The sequence below is a fragment of the Gulosibacter sediminis genome (assembly GCF_030011715.1).
Classification (GTDB): domain Bacteria; phylum Actinomycetota; class Actinomycetes; order Actinomycetales; family Microbacteriaceae; genus Gulosibacter; species Gulosibacter sediminis.
Genome location: NZ_JASCYH010000016.1, coordinates 19,239 through 44,271 on the forward strand (window position 1 = coordinate 19,239; position 25,033 = coordinate 44,271).

A 25,033-nucleotide genomic window follows, 5' to 3' on the forward strand; every position below is an offset into this window, starting at 1 on the left:
GCCTCGTGACCAACGAAGATCACCAGCAGTCTGCCGATGATCAGCAGCCGATCACGCGACGTGAGGCTCGAGAGCGTGAGCGGGAACGACTCGCGCGTGAGCTGAAGGCGCAGAACACCGGGCCGCTCGACGTCTCGGAGGCTGCGGCATCGGCCCCGGCAGGGTCGCAAACCGAGCCAGCGGGCGCACCGCAGCCCTCGTCAACGCCGCCCTCGCGCGCTGAGGCAGCCGACCACGACCCCGTTGCCGAGATCTTCAGTTCGACGATCGACGAGCGGTCGTCGAAGGGTCGCGGTCGCGGTCGGCGTCGCCGTGGACGCGGTTGGATCGCGATGCTCGTGGCATTGCTCGTGCTCGTCGGCGGCGCATTCTGGGGTTGGCAGCTCGTCGGCGACCGCATTCTCGGCATGTTTGGCATCCACAATGACGACTTTGAGGGCACCGGCAACGGCACCGAGGTCGACTTCAGCATTCTTGAGGGCGACACCGGCACGACGATCGCGACCCGGCTGCAGGAGAAGGGCGTGATCAAGGAGTCGACCGCGTTCATCCGCGAAGTCACGTCGCAATCCGAAGAGCCGCAGTTCTACCCGGGCACCTACGGGCTCGAGGAGGAAATGAGCGCGGCCTCGGCGCTCGAGGTGCTCACCGACGACACGGCGCGCATTGAAAACACCGTGACGATTCCCGAGGGCACGGTCGCGTCTGACATCTATACCCTCGTCGAGTCGAACGTTGGCATCTCGGTCGACGACCTCCAAGCCGCGGCGAAAGACCCCCAATCGTTCGGCCTGCCCGACGAGGCCGAGAGCTTGGAGGGGTTCCTATTCCCCGCCACCTACACGTTCGAACCCGGCGTCGACGCGACGACGGTGCTGCAGACGATGGTCGACCGCACCTACCAGTCACTCGACGCGGCCGGCGTGCCCGACGACCAGGTCTGGGACATCATCCGCATGGCCTCACTCGTCGAGAAGGAGGCGCGCATCACCGAGGACTTCTACAAGGTCGCGCGCGTCTTCTACAACCGCCTCGACATCGACATGCCGCTCCAGTCCGACGCGACGGTGACGTATGGCACCGGCGAGTACGACCGGGCCGCGACGACCGACGACGAGCGCAACAATGAGGACAACCCGTACAACACCTACGTGCACACGGGCATGATTCCCGGTCCGATCTCGAACCCGGGCGACACCGCGATCGACGCCGCGATGAACCCGGCCGACGGCCCCTGGCTCTACTTCGTCACCGTCAACCTCGAGACGGGCGAAACGGTGTTCTCGGAGACCTACGAGCAACACCAGCAGGCGGTCAACCAGTGGCTCGCCTGGATGGAAGAGCACCCGGACTACGGATAGCCCGCATGACGAACGAACGCTACCCCGTGGTGCCCGAGGGCTTCAACGATAGCGAGCCACCGCGCGGCATCGGTTCGCAGCGGCTCGCCGTGCTCGGCGACCCCGTCGGCCATTCGCGGTCGCCGCAGCTGCAGCTCGCGGCGTACCGCGCGCTCGGGCGCCGGTGGGAGTATTCCCGGTGGCGCATCCCTGCTGGACAGCTCGCGGCTGCGCTCGACGCGCGCAGCCAGGGCTGGCGCGGTTTCTCGGTGACGGCGCCGCTCAAAGCCGAAGCGCTCGCGTTCGCGAGCGAGGTGAGTGCGGATGCGCGGCGCAGCGGCGCCGTGAACACGCTCGTCTTCGATTCGCTCGAGCCGGGCGCCCCCGCGCGGGGTGAGAACACCGACATCCCGGGTATTGTCCGGGCCTTTGGCGAACGCGGCCTCGAGCGCATTGAAGGTGTCGCCCACGTGCTCGGCGCGGGGGAGACCGCGGCGAGCGTCGCGATTGCCGCCCAGCGCCTCGGCGCCTCGCGGATTGAGGTCTACGCGCGTCGCCCCGAGCGGGCGGAGGCCCTCGCCGAGCGCCTCGGCGACGGCGTCACCGGCCGCACGCTCGCGGACTGGGTGCTCGGTGACGACACGGCGTTCGTCGGCGATACCGTGCCTGGGGGCTACGTGCTGGCCAACGACATCGGCCCCGTGCCCGCGGGCGCCGCGCTGCTCTCGGCGGCCTATCACCCTTGGCCAACGCCGCTCGCTGAGCGGTGGCAGGACGCCAGCGCTCCGGTGGTCACCGGCCTCGACATGTTGCTCCACCAAGCGGTACTCCAAGTGCGGCTGTTCGGCGGCGACACGATCGACGAGCCGCTGCCGAATGAGGCCGAGGTCGTCGAGGCAATGCGCGCCGCGCTGTCGTGAGAGAATGGGGGAATGCTTCGTTGGCTGACCGCGGGGGAGTCTCACGGCCCCGAACTGCTCGCTGTTCTTGAGGGACTGCCCGCCGGCGTCCCCATTTCCAAGGCCGAGGTGCAGGCCGACCTCGCGCGCCGCAAACTCGGCTATGGCCGTGGCGGCCGCATGAAGTTTGAGGCCGACGAACTCACGCTCTCGTCGGGCGTGCGGCACGGCGTGACGATCGGGTCGCCCCTTGGCATTCGCATTCAGAACACCGAGTGGCCGAAGTGGACCGAGGTCATGAGCCCCGAGCCTGTCGGGCCCGAGGTGTTCGAGACCGGCCGCGGCACGCGCCTCACCCGCCCCCGACCCGGTCACGCCGACCTCGTCGGCATGCAGAAGTACGGCTTCGAGGAGTCGCGTCCCGCCCTCGAGCGCGCGAGCGCCCGCGAGACCGCCGCCCGCGTCGCACTCGGGGCCGTCGCGAAGAAGTTCCTCGCCGAGCTCGGCATCAGCACCGTCAGCCACACCGTCTCGATCGGCGACGTCGCCCTGCCCGATGACGCACCCCGGCCACTGCCCGACGACGTCGAGCGGCTCGACGCCGACCCGGTGCGCTGCGTCGATGAGGCGACGAGTGCCGCCATGGTGGCGCGTATCGACGAGATTCGCCACACGGGCGACACCATCGGCGGTCTCACCGAGGTGCTCGTCTACGGCCTGCCTCCGGGGCTCGGCTCGTACGTCCACTGGGACCGCCGTCTCGACAGCCGCCTCGCAGGAGCGCTCATGAGCATCCAGGCGATCAAGTCGGTCGAGGTCGGCGACGGCATCGAGACGACCCGCCGCCCGGGCACCGCGGCGCACGACCCGCTCTACGCGGTCGAGGGTGAGATTCGCCGCTCCTCCGACCGTGCCGGCGGTATCGAGGGCGGCATGACGACGGGCGGCGTGCTCCGCGTTCGCGTCGGTATGAAGCCGATCGCGACGGTGCCCCGCGCGCTGCACACCGTCGATGTCGCCACCGGCCAGAACGCCACCGCGCACCACCAGCGTTCTGACGTCACGGCCGTGCCCGCCTCGGGCGTCGTCGCCGAGGCCATGACGGCGCTCGTACTCGCGAACGCCGTCGTCGAGAAGTTCGGCGGCGATTCGCTCGAGGAGGTGCGCCGCAACCTCGGCAGCTACCTCGCGTCGATTCCCGAACACCTGCACACGAACCCCGAACTCGTCGACCCCGACGCGGTCGATGAGGAGGTCGACGAGACGCCGATGGGCGACTCGCGCAGCGAGTGGCGCGTATGAGCCTCGTGTTCATCGGGCCGCCCGCGGCCGGTAAGACCCGGGTCGGCAAGCAGCTCGCGCGCAAGCTCGGGGCCACCTATGCCGACACCGACAAGCTCATTGCACGCGAGCACGGCGCGATTGCCCAGTTCATTCCCGAACACGGCGAGCAAGAGTTTCGCCGCATCGAGCGCAACACTGTGCACGCGGCACTCGCGGCCTACGAGGTGGTCTCGCTCGGCGGCGGCGCGATCCTCAACGAGGACACCCAGGCGCAGCTTGCAAGCGGCGAACACACCGTCGTACTGCTGATCGCCTCGCCCGAGGCAATCAGCGAGCGCATCAGCGGCAAGACGAACCGGCCGCTGCTCAACGGCATCGACTCGTGGGTTGCGACCTACGAGGCCCGCCGCGAAATCTACGAGCGGCTCGCGCACCTCACGGTCGACACGAGCTTTCGCCCCATGTGGCAGGTCTCGAACGAGGTGCATCGCTACCTCAAGCGCATCGGTTCGCCGCTCATCCGCAATTCCAGCCCCGCACAAGCCGACAACTAGGAGAATTCGTGACCAACGACATCACCACGCTCGAGGTCGAGGGCCCGCACGGGCCCGTGCTCGTGGGGCGAGGACTGATCGCGAATCTTGACCAACACCTGCCGAAATTGCTTGGCGACACGGCTGAGCAGGTATTCATCATCCACCAGCCGTCGCTTGGCGCGATCGCCGAGCAACTGCGGATGCAGCTCACGCCGCACTTCCGACGCGTGCTCATGGCCGAGATTCCGGATGCGGAAGACGCGAAGCGTGCGCAGGTCGCGGAGTGGCTGTGGCAGCTGCTCGGCCAGAGCGACTTCACCCGCACTGACGCGATTATCGGCCTCGGCGGCGGCGCGACCACAGACCTCGCCGGTTGGGTCGCGGCCTCATGGCTGCGCGGCGTGCGCGTTGTGCAGGTGCCCACCACGGTGCTCGGCATGGTCGACGCCTCGATTGGCGGCAAGACCGGCATCAACACGAACGAGGGCAAGAACATGGTGGGCGCGTTCCACCCGCCGGTCGGCGTCGTCGCCGACCTCGACGTGCTCGACCAGCTGCCGCGCAACGAGCTCGTCACCGGCTTTACCGAGGCGGTCAAGGTCGGCTTCATTCACTCGCCCGAGATCCTCGACCTCATCGAGGCCGACCCCGAGCGCGCGACCGACCCGACGAGCGACGAGTTCCGGCGCATCCTCGAGCTGTCGATCCAGTACAAGCTCGAGGTGACCGCGGCCGACCTTCGCGAGAGCGGTGGCCGCGAGATGCTCAACTATGGGCACACGCTCGGACACGCGATCGAGCACACCGAGCGGTACCAGTGGCGCCACGGCGCCGCCGTCGCGATCGGCATGCACTACGCGGCCGAGCTTGCCCGGCTCTCGGGCCGGCTCAGCGACGCGGCAGCCGACCGGCACCTGCGCATCCTCAAGCTGCTCGGCCTGCCGACCGGGTACCCGGCCGACCGCTGGGCGACCCTGCTGTCGGTGATGCACCGCGATAAGAAGGCGCGCGGCAAGCTGTTGCGTTTCGTCGTGCTCGACGACATCGGCCACCCCACGATCATGACCGCGCCCGACGAGAGCCTGCTCTTTGCGGCCTACCAGGAGATCGCCTCCTAACCGCTCGAGGGCGCAACCGCGCGGCGAACGGTCGCGCTATGCTAGAGCGTCGAAAATTTGAAAGGAAACTCAGATGGCAACCACCGCTGATATCAAGAACGGGATCGTGCTGATCATCGACGGTCAGCTCTGGCAGGTAATCGAGTTCCAGCACGTCAAGCCCGGCAAGGGTGGCGCCTTCGTGCGCACGAAGCTGAAGAACATCGTCCAGGGCAAGACGGTCGACCGCACGTTCAACGCAGGTTCGAAGATCGAGACCGCGATCGTCGACCGCCGCGACTTCCAGTACCTCTATCAGGACGGCGATGGCTTCGTCTTCATGGACCAGTCCGATTACGACCAGCTCACCGTCCCGTCGACGATCGTCGGCGACGGCGCGAAGTTCCTGCTCGAGCAGCAGGAAGTTCAGATCGCCATGTACCAGGGCGAGCCCCTCTACATCGAGATGCCGGCCTCGGTCGTGCTCGAGATCACCTACACCGAGCCGGGCCTGCAAGGCGACCGTTCGAACGCCGGCACGAAGCCCGCAACCGTCGAGACCGGCGCCGAGATCCAGGTGCCCCTGTTCGTGAACCAGGGCACCCGCGTCAAGGTGGACACCCGCACGGGTGACTACCTGGGCCGCGTGAACGACTAGTGAGCGCCCGCACCAAGGCCCGCAAGCGGGCCATGGACATGCTGTTCGTGGCCGATGTCATGGAGCGCGGGCTGCGCGACGTGCTCGCCGAAGAGCAGGCCAAGGCGCTGCACGAGCCCGAACGCGAGGCCTCGTGGCGCTATGCGCGCGAGATCATCGAGGGCTACCTCGAGCACGAGCACGACATTGACACACGCATTGAGGCGACGGCGAACGGCTGGACCCTCGAGCGCATGCCGAGCGTCGACGCCGCGATCCTGCGCATCGGCGTGTGGGAAATCATCTATAACGGCGAGGTGCCGGCCGAGGTCGCCATCAACGAGGCGATCACGGCCGCGGGGGAGTACTCGACCGACGACTCCTCGCGCTTTATTAGCGGCGTGCTCGGCACGATCGCCGATGGCAACGCCACCGCGTAACCAGCGCATCCCTTCAACGCGCCGTGCGCCCGAGTCTGGCTCGGGGCACGGCGCGTTCGCATTCGAGGTAAGATAGTCGCCGGTAGATCGTCCTTTAATGAGCCGTCCAGAGAGGCGGAGAAGGGGGTCGAACGTGACGGAACGCGAAGTGCTCCAGTCCGACGACGTCGAACGTGTCCTGAAACGGATTTCACACGAGATTCTCGAAGCCAACGCTGGTGGCGAGGAAGTTATCCTCCTCGGCATCCCCACTCGCGGCGTGCCCCTCGCTCGCCGTCTCGGCGAGTTGATCGCCCGCATCGAGCACCGCGAGGGCTCCGTCGACGAGTTTGTCGGCGAGATCGATATCACCCCGTATCGCGACGACCTGCGCAGCCGGCCCCTCACCGAGTCGCACCCGACGCGCATCCCGCTCAGCGGCATTGACGGCAAGACCGTCGTGCTCGTCGACGACGTGCTGTTCTCGGGCCGTACCGTGCGAGCCGCGCTCGACGCGCTCAACGACCTCGGCCGCCCGCGGGTGGTGCAGCTTGCGGTGCTCGTCGACCGCGGCCACCGCGAGCTGCCGATTCGGGCCGACTTTGTCGGCCGCAACCTGCCCTCCGCGCGCAGCGAGCGCATCTCGGTCGAGCTGCGTGAAATCGACGGCGCCGACCGCGTCGTCATCACCGATGGGGGTCGCGCTTGAAGCACCTCATCTCGACCCGCGACCTGAGCCGCGACGACGCCCTGCTGCTGCTCGACACCGCCGCCGACATGGCCGCGACCCAGCGTCGAGAGGTGAAGAAGCTGCCTGCCCTGCGCGGGATCACGGTCGTCAACCTGTTCTACGAGGACTCAACGCGCACGCGCATCTCCTTCGAGGCCGCCGAAAAGCGCCTCAGTGCCGACGTCATTAACTTCGCCGCCAAGGGGTCGAGCGTCTCGAAGGGAGAGTCGCTCAAGGACACCGCCCAGACGCTGCACGCGATCGGCGCCGACGCCGTGGTGATTCGCCACCCCTCCTCTGGCGCACCGCAGCTGCTCGCCGACCGTGACTGGATCGACGCGCCCGTGCTGAACGCGGGCGACGGCATGCACGAGCACCCCACCCAGGCGCTCCTCGACGCCTACACGCTCCGCGAGCGCCTGCACGGCGACGCCGCGCGGGGGCACGACCTCGACGGCGTCCACGTCGTCATCGTCGGCGACATCCTGCACTCCCGCGTCGCCCGGTCGAACGTGTGGCTACTCACGACGCTCGGCGCGCGCGTCACGCTCGTCGCGCCGCCGACGCTCCTGCCGTCGGACACCTCGCACTGGCCAGCCGAGGTCAGCTACGACCTCGACGCCGTGCTCGCGACCCGCCCCGACGCGGTGATGCTGCTGCGCATCCAGGGCGAGCGGATGCGCGACGCCTACTTCCCCCACACACGCGAGTACGCTCGGATGTGGGGCCTGAACGCCGCCCGCTTCGAGCGGCTCGGTGGCGACACGCTGATCATGCACCCGGGCCCAATGAACCGTGGCCTCGAGATCTCCTCGGTCGCCGCGGATTCGCCGCAGTCGACCGTGCTCGCGCAGGTCGCAAACGGCGTGAGCGTGCGGATGGCCGCACTGTACCTACTTTGCTCCGGAGTTCGAGAGGCTGGCGACAAATGACCCTTCTGCTGACCGGGGCGCAGCCGTATGGCGAGCAACCGCGCGACCTGCTCATCGTCGACGGCGTGATCCGCGAAGTGGCCGAGCCCGGCACCATCACCGCGCCCGAGGGTGCCGAGACGATCGATCTCAGCGGTCAGGTGCTGCTGCCCGGGCTCGTCGACCTCCACGTGCACCTGCGTGAGCCCGGCATCGAGTCCTCCGAGACCGTCGCCACGGGCTCCCGCGCCGCCGCGAAGGGCGGCTTCACCACGATCTTTGCGATGGCGAACACCTCACCGGTGCAGGACACCGCGGGCGTCGTTGAGGCGGTCTGGGCCCTCGGCCGAGACGCCGGCCTGGCCGACGTGCGTCCCATCGGCGCGGTCACGGTGAGCCGCGCGGGCGAGCAGCTCGCCGAGCTCGGCTCGATGGCCGACTCGCGTGCCGGCGTGCGCGTGTTCTCTGACGACGGTGACTGCGTGTTTGACCCGCTCATCATGCGGCGCGCGCTCGAGTACGTGCGGGCCTTCGACGGCGTCGTCGCGCAGCACGCCCAGGAGCCGAAGCTCACGGTCGGCGCGCAGATGAACGAAGGCGCCGTTTCGGCCGAGCTTGGCCTCGGCGGCTGGCCCGCCGTCGCCGAATCGTCGATCATCGCGCGTGATGCGCTGCTCGCAGAGCAGACCGGCTCCCGCGTGCACGTCTGCCACGTCTCGACCGAGGCCGCGATCGAGGTAGTGCGCTGGGCGAAGGCTCGCGGCATCGACATCACCGCCGAGGTGACCCCGCACCACCTCATCCTGACCGAGGAGCGCGTGCGCGGCTTCGACGCCCGCTTCAAGGTGAACCCGCCGCTGCGCACCGACGCCGATGTGGTGGCGCTGCGCGCCGCCCTCGCTGACGGCACGATCGACGCCGTCGCGACCGACCACGCCCCGCATCCGCGAGATGCCAAGGAGCGCGAGTGGGACTTCGCCGCGATGGGCATGGTCGGCCTCGAGTCGGCCCTGCGTGTCGTGTACGCGACCATGGTCGAGCCCGGCACCATCACGTGGCAGGACGTCGCGCGCATCATGAGCGAGGCACCGGCTCGCATCGGCCGCGCCGACGACGCCGGCCGCCCCATCGCCGTCGGCGAGCCCGCGAACCTCACCGCCTTCGATCCGTCGGCCGGGGGAGAATTCACCGAGGCTGACCTCGCGGGCAAGTCCACCAACTCGCCGTTCCTTGGCATGCACTTGCCGGGCGCGGTCACCACCACGATCTTCCGCGGCGTCCCCACGCTGCGCGAAGGCAACGTCGTTATTCCGGGGGAGGAGTCCTAATGCCCGGTCCGATCATCGCCACTTCGTGCATCGTTGCGGTCTGCGCCATCATCGTTGGTGCCATGGCCCTCGGCTGGCGACGACGACAGCGAACGCAGACCGCCCTCGGCACTCCGGATGCCCTACCCGAGGGCCTCGGCGAGCCGCGCTTCGCGGTTGACGACGCCCACTACGTCGCGACCTCGACGACGGGCAACGCACTCGACCGCATCGCGGTGCGCCCGCTTGCCTACCGCGGCCGCGCCACCGTCGAGGTGCACTCCGACGGCCTCGCGGTCGGTATCGCCGGCGAGGACGCCTTCTTCATCCCCGTCAACAAGCTTGAGACCGTTGCGGTCGCGCAGGCGACGATCGACCGCGCCGTCGAGCGCGATGGCCTGATCGTCGTGCGCTGGCTGCTCGACCCGGACCACTCGGTCGAGACGTACCTGCGCGTCGTCAACCCCGAGCACCGCGAAAAGCTCATCGCCCGCATCGGCGACCTCATTGAACCCGCACCCACCACCCAGGAGACCGCATGATCACCACCGAACCTGCCGTACTCGTTCTTGAAGACGGCGCCCGTTACGAGGGCCTGGCCTACGGTGCACGGGGCGCACGACTCGGAGAGCTCGTGTTTACGACCGGCATGACCGGCTACCAGGAGACCCTGACCGACCCGAGCTACGCGGGGCAGATCGTCGTGCAGACGGCGCCGCACATCGGCAACACCGGCGTGAACCCCACCGACATGGAATCCGACCGCTACTGGGTCGAGGGCTACGTCGTGCGCGACCCGAGCCGCGTCGTCTCGAACTGGCGCGCGACGGGCGACCTCGAGGACGCGCTCGACGAGCAGGGCATCGTCGGCATCTCCGAGGTCGACACTCGCGCCCTGACGCGTCGCATCCGCAGCGAGGGTGCTATGCGTTCGGGCATCTTCTCGGGCGACGCCTACAACGACTCGCCGGAGGCCCAACTCGAGCAGGTGCGCGCCCAGCCGTCGATGGCCGGCCAGTACCTCTCCGACAGGGTGACGACCGAGGCCGCGTACCTGAGCGAGCACACGAACGACGGCGACGCGCTCGGCAAGGTCGCGCTGCTCGACCTCGGCATCAAGCTCGCCACGATCCGCAACCTCAATACGGCCGGGTTCGACGTGCACGTGCTGCCGGCGAACGTGACGGCCGACGACGTGCGCGCGCTCGGCGTCGACGCGCTCTTCTACTCGAACGGCCCCGGCGACCCCGAGGCGAATCAGCAGCAGGTTGAGCTGCTCGCCGAGCTGCTGCGGGATGGCCTGCCCTTCATGGGCATCTGCTTCGGCAACCAGCTGCTCGGGCGCGCGCTCGGCTTCGGCACCTATAAGCTGCCGTTCGGCCACCGCGGCATCAACCAGCCCGTGCTCGACACCGAGACCGGCCGCGTCGAGATCACGGCGCAGAACCACGGCTTCGCGGTCGACATCCCGATTGGTGAGCCCGTCGAATCGCCCGCCGGCTTCGGCCGCGTCGAGGTGAGCCATATTGGCCTCAATGACCAGGTGGTCGAGGGCCTGCGCTGCCTCGACATCCCCGCCTTCTCGGTGCAGTTCCACCCCGAGGCCGCGAGCGGTCCGCACGACGCGGCCGCCCTCTTTCTCCGCTTCCGAGACCTCGTGCTCGGCAACACGACCCCCGCGACGAACAACTAGGAGCCGACGAATACATGCCAAAGCGCACCGACATTAATAGCGTCCTTGTCATCGGTTCCGGCCCGATCGTCATCGGCATCGCGGCGGAGTTCGACTACTCCGGCACCCAGGCGTGCCGCGTGCTGCGCGAGGACGGCATCCGCGTCATCCTCGTGAATTCGAACCCGGCGACGATCATGACCGACCCGGACTTCGCCGACGCGACGTACATCGAGCCGATCACCCCCGAGGCGATCGAGAAGATCATCATCAAGGAGCGGCCCGACGCGATCCTTCCGACGCTCGGCGGCCAGACGGCCCTGAACGCGGCCATGGAGCTCGACGAGCTCGGCATCCTCGCGAAGCACGGCGTCGAGCTCATCGGCGCGAAGGTCGACGCGATCCGTCGCGGTGAAGACCGCCAGGTGTTCAAGGAGCTCGTCATCGAGGCGGGCGCCGACGTCGCGCGTTCGCACATCGCGCACACCATCGACGAGGCGAAGGTGGCCGCGGCCGACCTCGGCTACCCGCTCGTGGTGCGCCCCTCGTTCACGATGGGTGGCCTCGGCTCGGGCTTCGCCCACACCGAGGAGGAGCTCGTGCGCATCGTCGGCGAGGGCCTGCTCGCGTCGCCGACCACCGAGGTGCTGCTCGAGGAGTCGATCCTCGGGTGGAAGGAGTATGAGCTTGAGCTCATGCGCGACAACTTCGACAACACCGTCGTCATTTGCTCGATCGAGAACTTCGACCCGGTGGGTGTGCACACGGGCGACTCGATCACCGTCGCGCCCGCGCTGACGCTCACCGACGTCGAGTTCCAGAACCTCCGCGATATCGGCATCGACATCATCCGCCGCGTCGGCGTCGACACCGGTGGCTGCAACATCCAGTTCGCCATCGACCCGGCCACCGGTCGCATCATCGTCATCGAGATGAATCCGCGCGTCTCGCGCTCGTCGGCGCTCGCCTCGAAGGCGACCGGATTCCCGATCGCGAAGATCGCCGCGAAGCTCGCGATCGGCTACCGCCTCGACGAGATTCCGAACGACATCACCCGCGTCACGCCGGCGAGCTTCGAGCCCACGCTCGACTACGTCGTCGTCAAGGTGCCGCGCTTTAACTTCGAGAAGTTCCCGGCCGCCGACCCGCTGCTCACGACGACCATGAAGTCAGTCGGCGAGGCCATGGCGATCGGCCGCAACTTCACGACGGCGCTGCAAAAGGCGCTGCGCTCACTCGAGAAGCGCGACTCGTCGTTCACCTGGGGCGACGATCCGCGCAGCATCGACGAGCTGCTCGAGAGCATCGCGATTCCGACTGACGGCCGCATCGTGGACGTGCAGATCGCCCTCGCGAAGGGCGCGACGCCTGAGCAGGTCTTCGAGGCGACGAAGATCGACCCCTGGTTCATCGACCAGATCGCGCTCATCAACGAGGTCGCCGACCACGTGCGGCAGGCCGAGGGCCTGGATGCGCCGACACTGCGGCTCGCGAAGCGTCACGGCTTTTCGGATGCCCAGCTTGCGCAGCTTCGCGGGCTCGGCGAGGGTGAGGTGCGCGCCATCCGCCGCAACGCCGGCGTCGTGCCTGTCTACAAGACGGTCGACACTTGCGCGGGTGAGTTCCCGGCCTTCACGCCGTACCACTACTCGAGCTACGACAGCGAGACCGAGGTGACCTCGAGCGACCGCAAGAAGATCATTATCTTGGGCTCGGGGCCGAACCGCATCGGGCAAGGCATCGAGTTCGACTACTCGTGCGTGCACGCGAGCTTCGCGCTCTCGGATGCCGGGTACGAGACCATCATGGTGAACTGCAACCCCGAAACGGTCTCGACCGACTACGACACCTCCGACCGCCTGTACTTCGAGCCGCTAACGCTCGAGGACGTGCTTGAGATCGTCGACGCAGAGCGGGCGAGCGGCGAGCTGCTCGGCGTGATCGTGCAGCTCGGCGGCCAGACGGCCCTTGGCCTCGCGAAGGGCCTTGAGGCCGCGGGCGTGCCGATCCTCGGCACCGACCCCGCCGCGATCGACCTCGCGGAGGAGCGCGGGCTATTTTCTGAGATCCTCGACAACGCGGGGCTCGCGGCGCCCGCGAACGGCACCGCCGTCGACGCCGCCACCGCCCACGAGGTCGCCGAGTCGATCGGCTACCCCGTGTTGCTTCGCCCGAGCTTCGTACTCGGCGGTCGCGGCATGGAGATCATCTACGACTCGGCGCAGCTCAACGACTACTTCGTGCGCACCGCGAACCAGGTCATCATCTCGAAGTCGCACCCGCTGCTCGTCGACCGCTTCCTCGACGACGCCACCGAGATCGACGTCGACGCGATCTACGACGGCACCGAGCTCTACATCGGCGGCATCATGGAGCACATCGAAGAGGCCGGTATCCACTCGGGCGACTCGGCCTGCACCCTTCCCGCGATCACGCTCTCGAACCGCGTGCTCGAGGAGGTCCGCGACGCCACGCTGAAGATCGCCGAGGGCATCGGCGTCAAGGGCCTGCTCAACGTGCAGTTCGCGATTAGCGCCGGCCGCCTGTACGTCATCGAGGCGAACCCGCGTGCATCGCGCACCGTGCCGTTCGTGTCGAAGGCGCTCGGTGTGCAGCTCGCGAAGGCGGCGAGCCGGGTCATGGTCGGCGACTCGATCTCGCAGCTGCGCACCGAGGGCATGCTCGCGGCCGAGGGCGATGGCACCATCCAGCCGATGGATGCGCCGGTCGCGGTCAAGGAGGCCGTGCTGCCGTTCAAGCGCTTCCGCACCCGTGACGGCAGCATCGTCGACGCGCTGCTCTCGCCCGAGATGCGCTCGACGGGCGAGGTCATGGGCATCGACAACGACTTCCCCCGCGCCTTTGCGAAGAGCCAGATCGCGGCCTATGGCGGACTTCCCGAGTCGGGCAAGCTGTTTGTGTCGGTGAACGACCGCGACAAGCGGTCCATCGTCGCGCCGATCATGCGGCTTGTCGATCTCGGCTACGAGCTCTACGCCACCGAGGGCACCGCCCGGGTGTTGGCGCGCCACGGCGTCCATGCCGAACTCGTCGGCAAATTCACCGCCGACGAGCACTCGACCATGCCGACGGAGCGCCCGAACATCGTTGACATGATTCACGCTGGCGAGATCGATATGGTCATCAACACGCCTTCGGGGGGAGCCTCCCGGGGCGACGGCTACGAGATCCGGACCGCCGCAGTCTCGGCCGACCTCCCCATCTTCACCACGATGTCGGAGCTGCAAGCCGCGGTCGCGAGCTTCCAGGCGCTGCGTGATGGCTACGACGTGACCCCGCTGCAGGACTACAACGCACGTAGGAAGGCAATCTCGTGAGCGACACCACCCAGCCGGCCGTACCGGCATCGACCGGCCCTTCGTTCGGTGAGCGCCTCGCCGACACGATGGACCGCTACGGTCGGCTCTGCGTCGGCATCGACCCGCACACGCACCTGCTGCAGAAGTGGGACCTGCCCGTGAGCGCGGTCGGCGCGCACGAGTTTGGCCTGCGCATCATCGAGAAGCTCGCGGGCCGGGTCGGCATCGTCAAACCGCAGGTAGCGTTCTACGAGCGCTTCGGCGCGAGCGGGTACCGCGTGCTCGAGGATGTCTTCGAGGCGGCACGCCAGGCCGGGCTGATCGTGATCGCCGATGTGAAGCGCGGCGATGTGGGTACGACCCTCGAGGCCTACTCGGAGGCGTGGCTGACCCCTGGCATGCCCCTCGAGGCCGACGCCATGACGATCAACCCGTACCAGGGCTTCGACACTTTCCGGAAGCCGCTCGAGATGACCGAGCAGTACGGCAAAGGTGTGTTCGTGCTCGCCGCCACGTCGAACCCCGAGTCGGCGTCGGTGCAGACCGCTCGCCGCGTACGCGGCTCGCAGGAGGGCCGCTCGGTCGCCGGCGGCATCGCCGCGCGCGCGGCGCTCTGGAACCGCGAGCACTCGGTGGGGCGCGCGAAGGGCTCGGTCGGTGTCGTCCTTGGCGCCACCGTCGACATGCAGCTGCTCGATATCGATGTCGACGACCTGGCGACCGAACCCGACACCCCGATCCTCGCGCCGGGCTTCGGCGCGCAGGGTGCGGCGTTCGAGGACGTCACGAAGATTTTCGGGAAATCGGCCAAGAATGTCATAGTTACTTCATCGCGCTCGATGCTCGACGGCGGCCTCGCCGGCCTGGACGACGCGATCACCTCGAAACTCGACACCCTGAAGAACGCCTTCGCCGTATGACTTTGACCCCGCCTCCCGTTGACCGCTCCGCCGCCTCAAAAGCGGCGGTCGCCGCCCGGCGCGCCCGGGCCGAGGTGAAGAACCGCATCTCGTCGGGCGCCGCTCGACCCATCGACGTGCTCGACGCCGCGGGCGATCGGGAGCATCCGGCCTCGACGCTGCGCATCACGCAGTTTCTGCGGTCGATTCCGCACATCGGCGTCACGAAGACCGAACGCATCCTCGCTGAGCTGCAGATCGCACCCGTCAAGCGCCTCGGCGGTCTCGGTCGCAATCAGCGCGAGCGGCTGCGCGCCTGGCTCGGTGAATGGGAACAAGCGAGCGGCGCGACGCCCCGGGTCGTCGTGCTCGCCGGGCCGACGGCGGTGGGCAAAGGCACGGTGTCGCGATACATTCGCGAGCACTACCCCGACGTGCACATCTCGGTCTCGGCGACGACCCGCAGCCCTCGTCCCGGTGAGGTCGAGGGTCGCGACTACTACTTCGTGGACGACGCCGAGTTTGACCGCATGGTCGAGTCGGGCGAGATGCTCGAATACGCGACCGTGCACAACTCGTATCGCTACGGCACGCCGGCCGCGCCGATCCGCCGCGAGCTCGCGGCCGCGCATCCGGTCTTGCTGGAAATTGACCTTCAGGGCGCGCGACAGGTGAAAGCTGCGATGCCAGAGGCTAGACTGGTGTTTTTGTTGCCCCCGTCATGGGATGAGTTGGTTCGCCGACTCATCGGACGCGGCACGGAAACGCCCGAGGAGCAGCAGCGCCGGCTCGAGACCGCGAAGGTGGAACTGGCCGCGCAGCACGAGTTTGACGCCCGAGTCGTCAACGAAACCGTTCCGAGGGCCGCCGGCGAAGTCGTCCGCCTCATGGGATTCGACGTTCCCCGAGACGACGCAAGCTGACGCACGAAGCCGACTGAATACAAGGAAGCACCATGATTGACAAGCCCAAGGGCATCATCGACCCGCCGCTCGACGACCTGCTCGAGCGCGTCGACAACAAGTACCAGCTCGTGATCTTCGCCTCGAAGCGCGCTCGTCAGATCAACGACTACTACACCGACCTGCAGGACGGTGCGATCTACGACAACGTCGGCCCGCTCGTCGACTCGGCCGTGGACGACAAGCCCCTGTCGATCGCCCTGCGCGAGATCAACCAGAACAAGCTCGTCATGCGCGAGCCCCAGGCAGCGCCCGAGATTGTTCTGCCCGGTGACGACGACATCATCGATTTCGGTGACGACGACGTCACCCCCGCCGAGTCCGAATAGCCTCAGGCGCACCGCGACGATGACGACAGCGAACGAGCACGCGGCCGCCAGCTGGCGCATCGTCGTTGGTGTTTCGGGTGGTATTGCCGCCTACAAGGCCGTCTCGGTCATTCGGCAGCTCGTGCTGCTCGGCCACCACGTCGAGGTGATCGCCACGCCCTCGGCCCTCGAGTTCGTCGGTGCGCCGACGTTCGAGGCGATCAGCCGCAACCCGCTGCGCCGCGACGTGTTCGAAAACGTCCATGCGGTGCAGCATGTCGCGGTCGGCCAGCACGCCGACGTCGTCGCGGTCGTGCCCGCGACGGCGAACACGCTTGCGCGGATGGCCGCCGGGCTCGCCGACGACCTGCTCACCAACACGATTCTCGCGACCGGTGCCCCGGTCGTGGTAGCGCCCGCGATGCACACCGAGATGTGGCAGCACCCCGCGACCCAGGCGAACGTCCACCGGCTCGACGAACGCGGGGTCACCATCGTTGGCCCCGAGTCCGGGCGCCTCACCGGCACCGACGAGGGCCCTGGCCGGCTCGCCGATCCCGACGACATTGTCGCGGCGATCCTCGCCGCCGCTCGCACCGCCGAGCGCGAGCGGGCCGCGGCCGCGCAGGGTCGCGACCTGGCGGGCATCCGGATGCTCGTGACCGCCGGCGGCACCCGCGAGGCGATCGACCCAGTGCGGTATCTGGGCAACCGTTCCTCGGGCAAGCAGGGCGTCGCCCTCGCCGCCCGGGCGGCGGCGAGGGGTGCCGAGGTGACTCTCATCGCCGCGAACGTCGAGGTCGCCACCCCCGACGACGTACAGCTCGTGCGTGTCTCGAGCGCCGAGCAGCTCGCCGCGGCCGCGACCGAGCTCGCGCCGAAACAGGACGTCATCATCATGGCCGCGGCAGTCGCCGACTTCCGGCCCGATCGCGTTTCGAATGACAAGATCAAGAAGGAGTCGACGGGCGACACCCTGACGCTCACCTTCACGAAGAACCCCGACATTCTGCGCAACCTCGTCGAGGTGCGACCCGAGGGCCAGCTCATCGTTGGCTTCGCGGCCGAGACTGAGGCCGACGACGCGGCCCGGCTCGAACTCGCGCGCGCCAAGGTGAAGCGCAAGGGCAGCGATCTGCTCGTGCTCAACCGAGTCGGCTGGGATCACACCTTCGGCCGCGAGGAGACCGAGATTCAGGTGCTCAACCTCGCCGGCGACGTGCTCGCTGAGGACGTCGGCGACAAGCTGTCGGTGGCCAACACTATCCTTGACGTCGTCGTGGCCGAACGCGGCGACGACACCGCGAATTAGCGTTCGCACTTCACACAAGTCCTCCCACGCGGCGCCCGGCGCCGCGCACTCCTAGGGAAAGTGAGCCAATCATGTCAAATCTCCGACTCTTCACCTCCGAATCGGTCACCGAGGGACACCCCGACAAGATCTGCGACCAGATCTCCGATCGCATCCTCGACAACCTCCTCGCCCAAGACCCCTCGGCGCGCGTCGCCGTTGAGACCCTGGTGACAACCGGCCAGGTGCACGTAGCGGGCGAGGTGCGCACCTCGGGCTACGCGGACATCGCGGGCATCGTGCGCAAGACCATCACCGAAATCGGCTTCACTTCGAGCGACTACGGCTTCGACGGCAACCTCTGCGGCGTCTCGGTGTCGATCGGCGAGCAGTCGCTCGAGATCTCGAGCGGCGTCGAGCAGTCGCTCGAGCATCGCGAGGGGTCAAGCGACGACGAGATCTCGAAGCTCGGCGCAGGCGACCAGGGCATCATGTTCGGTTACGCCAGCAACGAGACGCCCGACATGCTCCCGCTGCCGATTTGGCTTGCGCACCGCCTCGCCGAGCGCCTCACCGAGGTGCGCAAGAACGGCGTGCTCGGCCACCTTCGTCCCGACGGCAAGACGCAGGTGACCATCGGCTATGACGACGAGCACCAGCCCCGCAGCGTCGAGACGATCGTCATTTCGACCCAGCACGACGCCGACGTCACCCTCGAGCAGCTCAAGAACGACGTCGTGCGCGAGGTCGTCACGCCCGTACTCGCCCGTGTGAGCGAACTCGATACTTCGGGCCTGCGCATCCTCATTAACCCGGCCGGCAACTTCGTGCTCGGTGGCCCCGCTGCTGACGCGGGCCTCACGGGTCGCAAGATCATCGTCGACACCTACGGCGGCATGGCACGCCACGGTGGTGGCGCGTTCAGTGGCAAGGACCCATCGAAGGTCGACCGCTCTGCCGCGTACGCCATGCGCTGGGTCGCGAAGAACATCGTCGCGGCGGGCCTCGCCGACCGCGCCGAGTTCCAGGTCGCCTACGCCATCGGCACGGCCGAGCCGGTGGGCCTGTACTGCGAGACCTTCGGCACCGAAAAGGTCTCGAACGAGACGATCCTCGCGGCCGTGCGCCAGGTGTTCGACCTCCGCCCCGCCGCGATCATCCGAGACCTCGAGCTGCACCGCCCGATCTACTCGAAGACGGCCGCTTACGGTCACTTCGGTCGCGATTTGCCCGAGTTTACGTGGGAGCACACCGACCGAGCCGAGGCGCTGCGCGAGGCCGCCGGCCTCGAATGACCCACGCCGTCGCTCGAGTCGTACTCGAGTCGCCGCTGCCACAGCTCGACCGGGTCTTTGAGTATGAGATTCCGGTCGAGTTGCGTGGTCAACTCCGCGAGGGGATGCGCGTCAAGGTGCCGCTGCGCAGTGGCGGTCGCGTCGTGGGCGGCTACGTCGTCGAGTTGACCGACGACCCCGAGTACACGGGACGACTCGCGAAGGTCGAGCAGCTCGTATCGGGGGCGCGGGTGCTGCCGCCCGAGCTCGCCCGCCTTGCGCGGGCCGTGGCCGATCGCCAGGCCGGCACGATGTCTGACGTGCTGCGCCTCGCGATCCCGGCGCGCTCGGCGCGGCTCGAGGGTCGCTGGCTCGACGACGAAACGGGGGAGCGAGCCGGCCGTGCCGCCGCAGCCGCACCGGTGCTTACCTCGCACACCTCGCTCGAAGCCAGCTACGGCCCCGAACTCCTTGACGCGCTGCGCGGCGACACGCCGGTGCGGTGGTCGCTTCGCGTCCCCGTCGGGGTCGCTGGCGCTACTCCGCGCGCGCTGCGCACGCTCGTCGAGATGGCCGCCGAACTCGTCGCGATGGGCCGTTCGGCCATCGTGCTTGTACCGGACTACCGCGACCTCGATCTCGCGATCGCTGCGGCCGAGGGGGTGCTGCCGACGGCGTCGGTGCGCCGCTTCGATTCACGACTCAAGCCGATGCCGCGCTACGAACAATTTCTGCGGGCGCTTGAGCCGGTACCCCAGCTCGTGGTTGGCACCCGGGCGGCGGTCTACGCGCCCGCGCATCGGCTCGGCGGCATCCTCATGTGGGACGACGATGATGAATCGTTCCGCGAGCCGCACGCGCCGTACGCACACGCGCGCGAGGTGGCGCTCATGCGTGCGCAACAGCAGAACTGCGCCGTGATTCTTGCGGGCCATGCGCCCTCGCTCGAGGCGGCGCGGCTGCTCTCGACCGGCTGGCTGCACGAAGTCCGGCCGCTGCGGCCCCAGCGGCCGAAGGTCATCCCGGCTGCCGCGACGCTCGGTGACGAGTCGGCGCAGCGCGAGGCGCGCATCCCCTCGTCGGCCTGGCGCGCCGCGCGCGAGGGACTCGACCGTGGCCCGGTGCTCGTGCAAGTCGGGCGGGCCGGATATCGCCCGTATCTCGCGTGCGCGAGCTGCCGCACGTCGGCCTCGTGCTCATTCTGCGGCGGTCGGCTGCAGCAGCACGGCCCTGGCGGCGTGCCCTCGTGCGCCGTCTGCGGTCGGCCACATGCCGATTGGACGTGTCGCGAGTGCGGCGAGGCGAAGCTGCGCTCCGGCGGCATCGGCCACCAGCGCACGGCCGAGGAGCTCGGCCGTGCGTTTCCTGGCGCGCGCATCGTGCTGGCCGATGGCGAGGAGCGCCTCGTCGCCGTCGACGCGACGCCGCAGCTCGTCGTGGCCACCCGCGGCGCCGAGCCGGTGCCCGAGGGTGGCTATCGGGCGGTGCTGCTGCTTGACGTCGAGGGCGCCCTCGCGCGCGAGTCGCTCGGCGCTACGGAGGCGGCGATGCGCGCCTGGTCGAACGCGGCGGCCCTCGTCGCCGACGACGGCGCCGTGATTCTCGCGGGGCAGCCGTCGCCTCCGCTCATCGCCCTGCGCGATTGGCAGCAGACCAATTGGGCGAGTGCCGAGCTGGCCGAGCGGCGCGAACTCCACTTCCCGCCCGCTGTGCGGGTCGGGGTGATCACCGGTAACGAACTCGAGGTCGACACCGCGGTGCGGCGACTCACCGACCTCGACGCGGTCGAAGTGCAGGTGCTCGGTCCGGTGCCAGACCCCGAACAGCACGACCGGGCGCGGGCCGTGATTCGCTTCAGCTATCGCGACGGTGTCACGGTCGCGGCCGCGTTGAAGTCCGAGCTCATTGCCCAGGCATCGGCGAGTCGACGTCGCGCGGGCGGGCGGGGAACGCCGTCATCGACGCTGCGCGTTCAGCTCGACGCACCCGACGTGTTCTAGTCAGTAGCATCGTTTCAGGAGGATCCATGCGAATCGCATTTGCCGGAACACCGCAGGCCGCGGCGCCGACGCTCGAGGCGCTCGTCGCCGCCGGGCACGACGTCGTCGCGGTGCTGACGCGCGAGGATGCGCCCGTCGGCCGCAAGCGCGTGCTCACGCCGTCGCCGGTCGCCGCGCGGGCCGAGGAACTCGGGCTGCACGTGGTACGCGCGAACCGGGTGACCGACGAGGCCACCGCCGAGCTGCTGGACCGTGGCTTCGACCTCGGTGTGGTCGTGGCCTACGGCGGCATTCTGCGCAGCCCGCTGCTCGACACGCCCCGCCACGGGTGGATCAATCTGCACTTTTCGCAGCTGCCTCGCTGGCGCGGTGCCGCGCCCGTGCAGCGGGCGATCATGGCCGGCGACGCGGCGAGCGGTATCGCGGTGTTCCAGCTCGAGGCGGGCCTCGACACGGGGCCGACCTTCGTGAACCGATCGGTTGATATCGGCACGCACGAAACCGCCGGCGAGCTCCTCGAGCGGCTCGCCGAGCTCGGCGCGCCCGACGTCGTGACGACGGTCGCCGAGATCGAGGCAGGGACCGCCGAGGCGACTCCCCAGACCGGGCACGCGACCACCGCGGCCAAGCTCACGGTGCGCGACGGGCTTGTCGACTGGCACGGCAGCGCGGCCGAAATCGACGCGCTCGTGCGGGGCGTGACGCCCGAGCCGGGTGCCGCCAGCGAGCGCGACGGTCAGCGGTTCAAACTGCTGCGCGGCGCCGTGGCCGAGACCACGCACGCGGCCGGCTCGCCCGGCGACGTGAGCGAGCGCAAGGGCCGCATCTTGGTGGCGACCGGCGAGGGCAGCTACGAACTGCTCGAGGTGCAGCCCGCCGGCAAGAAGCCGATGTCGGCCGCCGATTGGTGGCGGGGCCAGCGCGGCGCCGCGGTGCGCCTCGGATGAGTCGCTCGCGGACCCCGCGCGAGGTCGCGCTTGACGTGCTCATCGCGGTGATCGAGGACGAAGCCTACGCCAACCTGCTGCTGCCGAAGCGGCTCGAATCGGCCGATCTCCACGGCACCGATGCCGCGTTTGCGACCCAGCTGACGCACGGCACGCTGCGCGCGCTCGGCTTCTACGACTGGATCATCGCCGAGGTCTCGGGCCGGCCGCTGCGCAAGATTGACGCCGTCGCGCTTGCCTCGCTCCGGCTCGGCGCACACCAGTTGCTCGACACCCGCGTCGCGGCCCACGCCGCCGTCAATGAGACCGTGAACATCGTGCGACGGCGGGAGGGCCGTGGGCCCGCGGGCTTCGTCAACGCGATTTTGCGGGGCATCGCGGGCCGAGACCGCGACGAATGGCTCGCGCAAATCGAGACGAAGGTTTCGGATGCTCGGGAGCGGCTCGCGATCACGCACGCGCACCCGCGTTGGATCGTCGACGCGTTTGCGGCGGCGCTCAAACGGGAGGACCGCGCTGGGGAACTCGTCGCGCTCCTCGAGGCCGACAACGTGGCGCCGCACGTGCAACTGGCTGCCCTTCCCGGTCGAGCCGGCAGGGATGAGCTCGCGAGCGAGTCCGCGCGACTCCGAGCGCAGCCCGCGGCGCCGACCGCGCTCGAACTCGAGTCGGGTGACCCCGCCAAGCTCGAGGCCGTGCAAGCGCACCGGGCGCGAGTGCAGGACGCCGGCTCGCAGCTCGTCGCGCTCGCGCTGACCCGAGCCGAAGCGCTGCGGCCGGGGGAGCGACTCCTCGATCTTTGCGCCGGGCCCGGCGGTAAGTCGGCGCTCGTCGCGGCAGAGACCCTCGTCGCCGGCGCCGAGTTCACGGCGAACGAGGTGACGCCCTCGCGCGCCGGTCTCGTGCGACAGGCGCTCGAGCCGCTCGGGGAATTCGAGGTGACCGAACTCGACGGTCGTGAATTTGCCGAGCGAGCCGGCCGCTTCGACCGCATCCTCGTCGACGCACCGTGCACGGGCCTCGGCGCTCTGCGGCGTCGGCCCGAGGCGCGCTGGCGCAAGTCCGAGCAGGATGTTCGCGAACTCGCGGTGCTGCAGCGCGAACTGCTCGACGCGGCGCTGCGAGCGACCGCGCCGGGAGGGCTCGTCGCGTACGTGACCTGCTCACCGCATCCGGCAGAGACGACGGAGGTGGTCGAACGCGCCGTCGCCGCTGGCGCCGCATCTCCCCTCGACACTCGAGCGATTTGCGGTGAGCTCGCGCCCGATCTCGACCTTGCCGAGATCCGCGTTGGCACCGGCACCGCGGTGCAACTGTGGCCACATCGCCACGGCACCGACGCGATGTTCCTCGCGCTGCTGCGCACCCCGAACGAAGAGGAGCCCCCTCGTGGCTGACGTCCGCATTAACCCGTCGATCCTCGCCGCCGACTTCGCGAACTTCGCTGGCGAGCTCGACCGCATCCGCACTGCCGATGCGGCCCACGTCGACATCATGGACAACCATTTCGTGCCGAACCTCACGTTCGGCCAGCCGATGGTGGAGCGCCTGCAGCAGATCTCGCCGATTCCACTCGACCTCCATCTCATGATCCAAGATCCAGACCGCTGGGCGCCGCAGTTTGCCGAGCTCGGCGTCTTCTCGGTGACATTCCACCTCGAGGCCGCGACCGCGCCCGTGACCCTTGCCCGCGCGATCCGCGATCGCGGCGCACGGGTGGGGGTGGCGCTGCGACCCGGCACACCGCTCGCTCAGATCGAGGAGCTGCTCGAGCACTTCGACCAGCTGCTGATCATGACGGTCGAGCCGGGCTTCGGCGGGCAGTCGTTCATGGCCGAGACGATGCCGAAGCTTCGGCAGGCGCGCGAGTGGGCCCGCGCGCACGACGCCGAACTCTGGTTGCAGGTCGACGGCGGCATCTCGGCCGACACCATCGAGATTGCCGCCGCGGCCGGAGCCGACACGTTCGTGGCGGGCTCGGCAGTATTCCGAGGCGAGCCGGCGGACGAAATCGCCCGCCTGCGCGAGCTCGCGAGCGCGCACGTGCACGCTGCTGACACCGCAACCCACTAGGGTGGAGCCGTGAAGAGCTTTGAAGATCTGTTTGCCGAATTGAGCGAAAAAGCCGCCACGCGCCCCGAGGGTTCGGGTACGGTCGCGGAGCTGGATCGCGGGGTCCATTTCATCGGCAAGAAGCTCGTCGAAGAGGCTGCCGAGACGTGGATGGCAGCCGAATACGAATCCGACGCCGAGTGCCAGGCAGAGATGTCCCAGCTCATCTACCACCTGCAGGTGATGATGCTCGCCAAGGGTTACTCGCTCGAAGACATTTACCAGCACCTCTAGGAGACCCCCACACATGCTTCGCATTGCTGTGCCCAACAAGGGCATGCTCGCGGCGACCGCCAACGAGATGCTCATCGAGGCGGGCTACCGTGGCCGCCGCGGCGACCGCGAACTCGTCGCGTTCGACCCCGTCAACGAGGTCGAGTTCTTCTATATTCGCCCGCGCGACATCGCCACCTATGTCGGCGAGGGCGTGCTCGACGCCGGCATCACCGGCCGCGACCTGCTGCTCGACTCCGAATCGAAGGCGAGCGAAATTCGCGCGCTTGACTTTGGTGGCTCGACCTTCCGCTTTGCCGCGAAGCCCGGCGAGTTCTCGGAGCTCGCCGACCTCAACGGCAAACGGGTCGCTACCAGCTTTGTCGGCCTGCTCGGCGCCTACTTCGCTCAGCACGGAGTTGACGCCGAACTCGTGAAGCTCGACGGCGCCGTCGAATCGTCGATTCAGCTCGGCGTCGCCGACGCGGTCGCCGACGTCGTCTCGACCGGCACGACGCTGCGCCAGGCCGGGCTCGAGATCTTCGGCCCCGTCATTCTTGAGTCGACCGCAGTGCTCATCTCGACGCCAGCCAAGGTCGAGCACACGCGCACGCTGATCAAGCGCCTCGAAGGTGTGCTCGTCGCGCGACGCTACTCGATCATGGACTACGACATCCCCGCCGAGAAGCTGCAGGCCGCCATGGCGATCACGCCGGGCTTCCAGTCGCCGACCGTCTCGCCGCTGCACGACGAGACGTGGTTCGCCGTGCGCTCGCTCGTGCCGAACCGCGAGCTCAACCAGGTGATGGACCAGCTCTCCGACGTCGGCGCCCGCGCGATCCTCGTGACCGCGCTCCAGGCCGCACGGATGTAAC

The 25,033-nt window shown here is 68.5% G+C and carries 24 protein-coding genes; all 24 read left to right on the forward strand.

Annotation, left to right across the window (positions count from 1 at the left end; genetic code table 11):
• Nucleotides 1-5: 5 nt before the first annotated feature.
• A complete protein-coding gene (mltG, locus tag QM019_RS07075) occupies nucleotides 6-1,361 on the forward strand; it encodes an endolytic transglycosylase MltG (RefSeq protein WP_282852417.1) in 1,356 nt (451 codons plus the stop codon).
• 5 nt (nucleotides 1,362-1,366) lie between these two features.
• Nucleotides 1,367-2,260, forward strand: a complete 894-nt coding sequence (locus tag QM019_RS07080; protein ID WP_282825413.1) for a shikimate dehydrogenase family protein — start codon at nucleotides 1,367-1,369, stop codon at nucleotides 2,258-2,260.
• A 12-nt stretch (nucleotides 2,261-2,272) separates the two neighbouring features.
• Complete coding sequence (gene aroC / locus QM019_RS07085) at nucleotides 2,273-3,541, forward strand: chorismate synthase (RefSeq protein ID WP_282825415.1); 1,269 nt, start codon at nucleotides 2,273-2,275, stop codon at nucleotides 3,539-3,541.
• Entirely contained in the window at nucleotides 3,538-4,077 is a 540-nt protein-coding gene (locus tag QM019_RS07090) for a shikimate kinase (protein WP_282825416.1), read from the forward strand. The genes aroC and QM019_RS07090 overlap by 4 nt, the downstream gene beginning before the upstream one ends.
• 8 nt (nucleotides 4,078-4,085) lie before the next feature.
• Nucleotides 4,086-5,177 (forward strand): 3-dehydroquinate synthase, encoded by a 1,092-nt coding sequence (aroB, locus tag QM019_RS07095; RefSeq protein WP_125105842.1) that lies wholly within the window; start codon nucleotides 4,086-4,088, stop codon nucleotides 5,175-5,177.
• Between the two features lie 73 nt (nucleotides 5,178-5,250).
• Nucleotides 5,251-5,814, forward strand: coding sequence for an elongation factor P (gene efp / locus QM019_RS07100; RefSeq protein WP_125105843.1), 564 nt, complete (start codon nucleotides 5,251-5,253; stop codon nucleotides 5,812-5,814).
• Nucleotides 5,814-6,233: a transcription antitermination factor NusB gene (gene nusB, locus QM019_RS07105; protein ID WP_282825419.1), complete on the forward strand. Its 420-nt coding sequence runs from the start codon at nucleotides 5,814-5,816 to the stop codon at nucleotides 6,231-6,233. Before efp ends, nusB begins: the two co-directional genes overlap by 1 nt.
• 133 nt (nucleotides 6,234-6,366) lie before the next feature.
• Entirely contained in the window at nucleotides 6,367-6,921 is a 555-nt protein-coding gene (gene pyrR / locus QM019_RS07110; RefSeq protein ID WP_282825421.1) for a bifunctional pyr operon transcriptional regulator/uracil phosphoribosyltransferase PyrR, read from the forward strand.
• Nucleotides 6,918-7,874: an aspartate carbamoyltransferase catalytic subunit gene (locus tag QM019_RS07115; protein ID WP_282825423.1), complete on the forward strand. Its 957-nt coding sequence runs from the start codon at nucleotides 6,918-6,920 to the stop codon at nucleotides 7,872-7,874. Before pyrR ends, QM019_RS07115 begins: the two co-directional genes overlap by 4 nt.
• Complete coding sequence (locus tag QM019_RS07120) at nucleotides 7,871-9,181, forward strand: dihydroorotase (RefSeq protein ID WP_282852418.1); 1,311 nt, start codon at nucleotides 7,871-7,873, stop codon at nucleotides 9,179-9,181. The genes QM019_RS07115 and QM019_RS07120 overlap by 4 nt, the downstream gene beginning before the upstream one ends.
• Nucleotides 9,181-9,702: a PH-like domain-containing protein gene (locus tag QM019_RS07125; protein WP_282852419.1), complete on the forward strand. Its 522-nt coding sequence runs from the start codon at nucleotides 9,181-9,183 to the stop codon at nucleotides 9,700-9,702. Before QM019_RS07120 ends, QM019_RS07125 begins: the two co-directional genes overlap by 1 nt.
• A complete protein-coding gene (gene carA, locus QM019_RS07130) occupies nucleotides 9,699-10,853 on the forward strand; it encodes a glutamine-hydrolyzing carbamoyl-phosphate synthase small subunit (protein WP_282825429.1) in 1,155 nt (384 codons plus the stop codon). Before QM019_RS07125 ends, carA begins: the two co-directional genes overlap by 4 nt.
• Before the next feature lie 14 nt (nucleotides 10,854-10,867).
• Nucleotides 10,868-14,170: a carbamoyl-phosphate synthase large subunit gene (carB, locus tag QM019_RS07135; RefSeq protein WP_282825432.1), complete on the forward strand. Its 3,303-nt coding sequence runs from the start codon at nucleotides 10,868-10,870 to the stop codon at nucleotides 14,168-14,170.
• Entirely contained in the window at nucleotides 14,167-15,072 is a 906-nt protein-coding gene (pyrF, locus tag QM019_RS07140) for an orotidine-5'-phosphate decarboxylase (protein ID WP_125105851.1), read from the forward strand. Before carB ends, pyrF begins: the two co-directional genes overlap by 4 nt.
• Nucleotides 15,069-15,974 (forward strand): guanylate kinase, encoded by a 906-nt coding sequence (gene gmk, locus QM019_RS07145; protein WP_282852420.1) that lies wholly within the window; start codon nucleotides 15,069-15,071, stop codon nucleotides 15,972-15,974. The genes pyrF and gmk overlap by 4 nt, the downstream gene beginning before the upstream one ends.
• A 32-nt stretch (nucleotides 15,975-16,006) precedes the next feature.
• A complete protein-coding gene (gene rpoZ / locus QM019_RS07150; RefSeq protein WP_125105853.1) occupies nucleotides 16,007-16,342 on the forward strand; it encodes a DNA-directed RNA polymerase subunit omega in 336 nt (111 codons plus the stop codon).
• 19 nt (nucleotides 16,343-16,361) lie between these two features.
• Nucleotides 16,362-17,633 carry a bifunctional phosphopantothenoylcysteine decarboxylase/phosphopantothenate--cysteine ligase CoaBC gene (gene coaBC, locus QM019_RS07155; protein ID WP_282825437.1) on the forward strand — a complete coding sequence of 424 codons (1,272 nt, stop codon included), beginning with the start codon at nucleotides 16,362-16,364 and terminating at the stop codon, nucleotides 17,631-17,633.
• A gap of 71 nt (nucleotides 17,634-17,704) precedes the next feature.
• Nucleotides 17,705-18,907 carry a methionine adenosyltransferase gene (gene metK, locus QM019_RS07160; RefSeq protein WP_282852422.1) on the forward strand — a complete coding sequence of 401 codons (1,203 nt, stop codon included), beginning with the start codon at nucleotides 17,705-17,707 and terminating at the stop codon, nucleotides 18,905-18,907.
• A complete protein-coding gene (locus tag QM019_RS07165) occupies nucleotides 18,904-20,886 on the forward strand; it encodes a primosomal protein N' family DNA-binding protein (RefSeq protein WP_282852423.1) in 1,983 nt (660 codons plus the stop codon). The genes metK and QM019_RS07165 overlap by 4 nt, the downstream gene beginning before the upstream one ends.
• Before the next feature lie 26 nt (nucleotides 20,887-20,912).
• The gene (gene fmt, locus QM019_RS07170) at nucleotides 20,913-21,833 is read left to right on the forward strand and encodes a methionyl-tRNA formyltransferase (RefSeq protein ID WP_282852424.1); all 921 of its coding nucleotides are present in this window, start codon (nucleotides 20,913-20,915) and stop codon (nucleotides 21,831-21,833) included.
• A complete protein-coding gene (locus QM019_RS07175) occupies nucleotides 21,830-23,230 on the forward strand; it encodes a transcription antitermination factor NusB (protein ID WP_282852425.1) in 1,401 nt (466 codons plus the stop codon). Before fmt ends, QM019_RS07175 begins: the two co-directional genes overlap by 4 nt.
• The gene (rpe, locus tag QM019_RS07180) at nucleotides 23,223-23,906 is read left to right on the forward strand and encodes a ribulose-phosphate 3-epimerase (protein ID WP_193127798.1); all 684 of its coding nucleotides are present in this window, start codon (nucleotides 23,223-23,225) and stop codon (nucleotides 23,904-23,906) included. Before QM019_RS07175 ends, rpe begins: the two co-directional genes overlap by 8 nt.
• 9 nt (nucleotides 23,907-23,915) lie before the next feature.
• A complete protein-coding gene (locus QM019_RS07185; RefSeq protein ID WP_125105860.1) occupies nucleotides 23,916-24,179 on the forward strand; it encodes a phosphoribosyl-ATP diphosphatase in 264 nt (87 codons plus the stop codon).
• A 13-nt stretch (nucleotides 24,180-24,192) separates the two neighbouring features.
• Complete coding sequence (gene hisG / locus QM019_RS07190) at nucleotides 24,193-25,032, forward strand: ATP phosphoribosyltransferase (protein ID WP_282852426.1); 840 nt, start codon at nucleotides 24,193-24,195, stop codon at nucleotides 25,030-25,032.
• Nucleotide 25,033 lies beyond the last annotated feature (1 nt).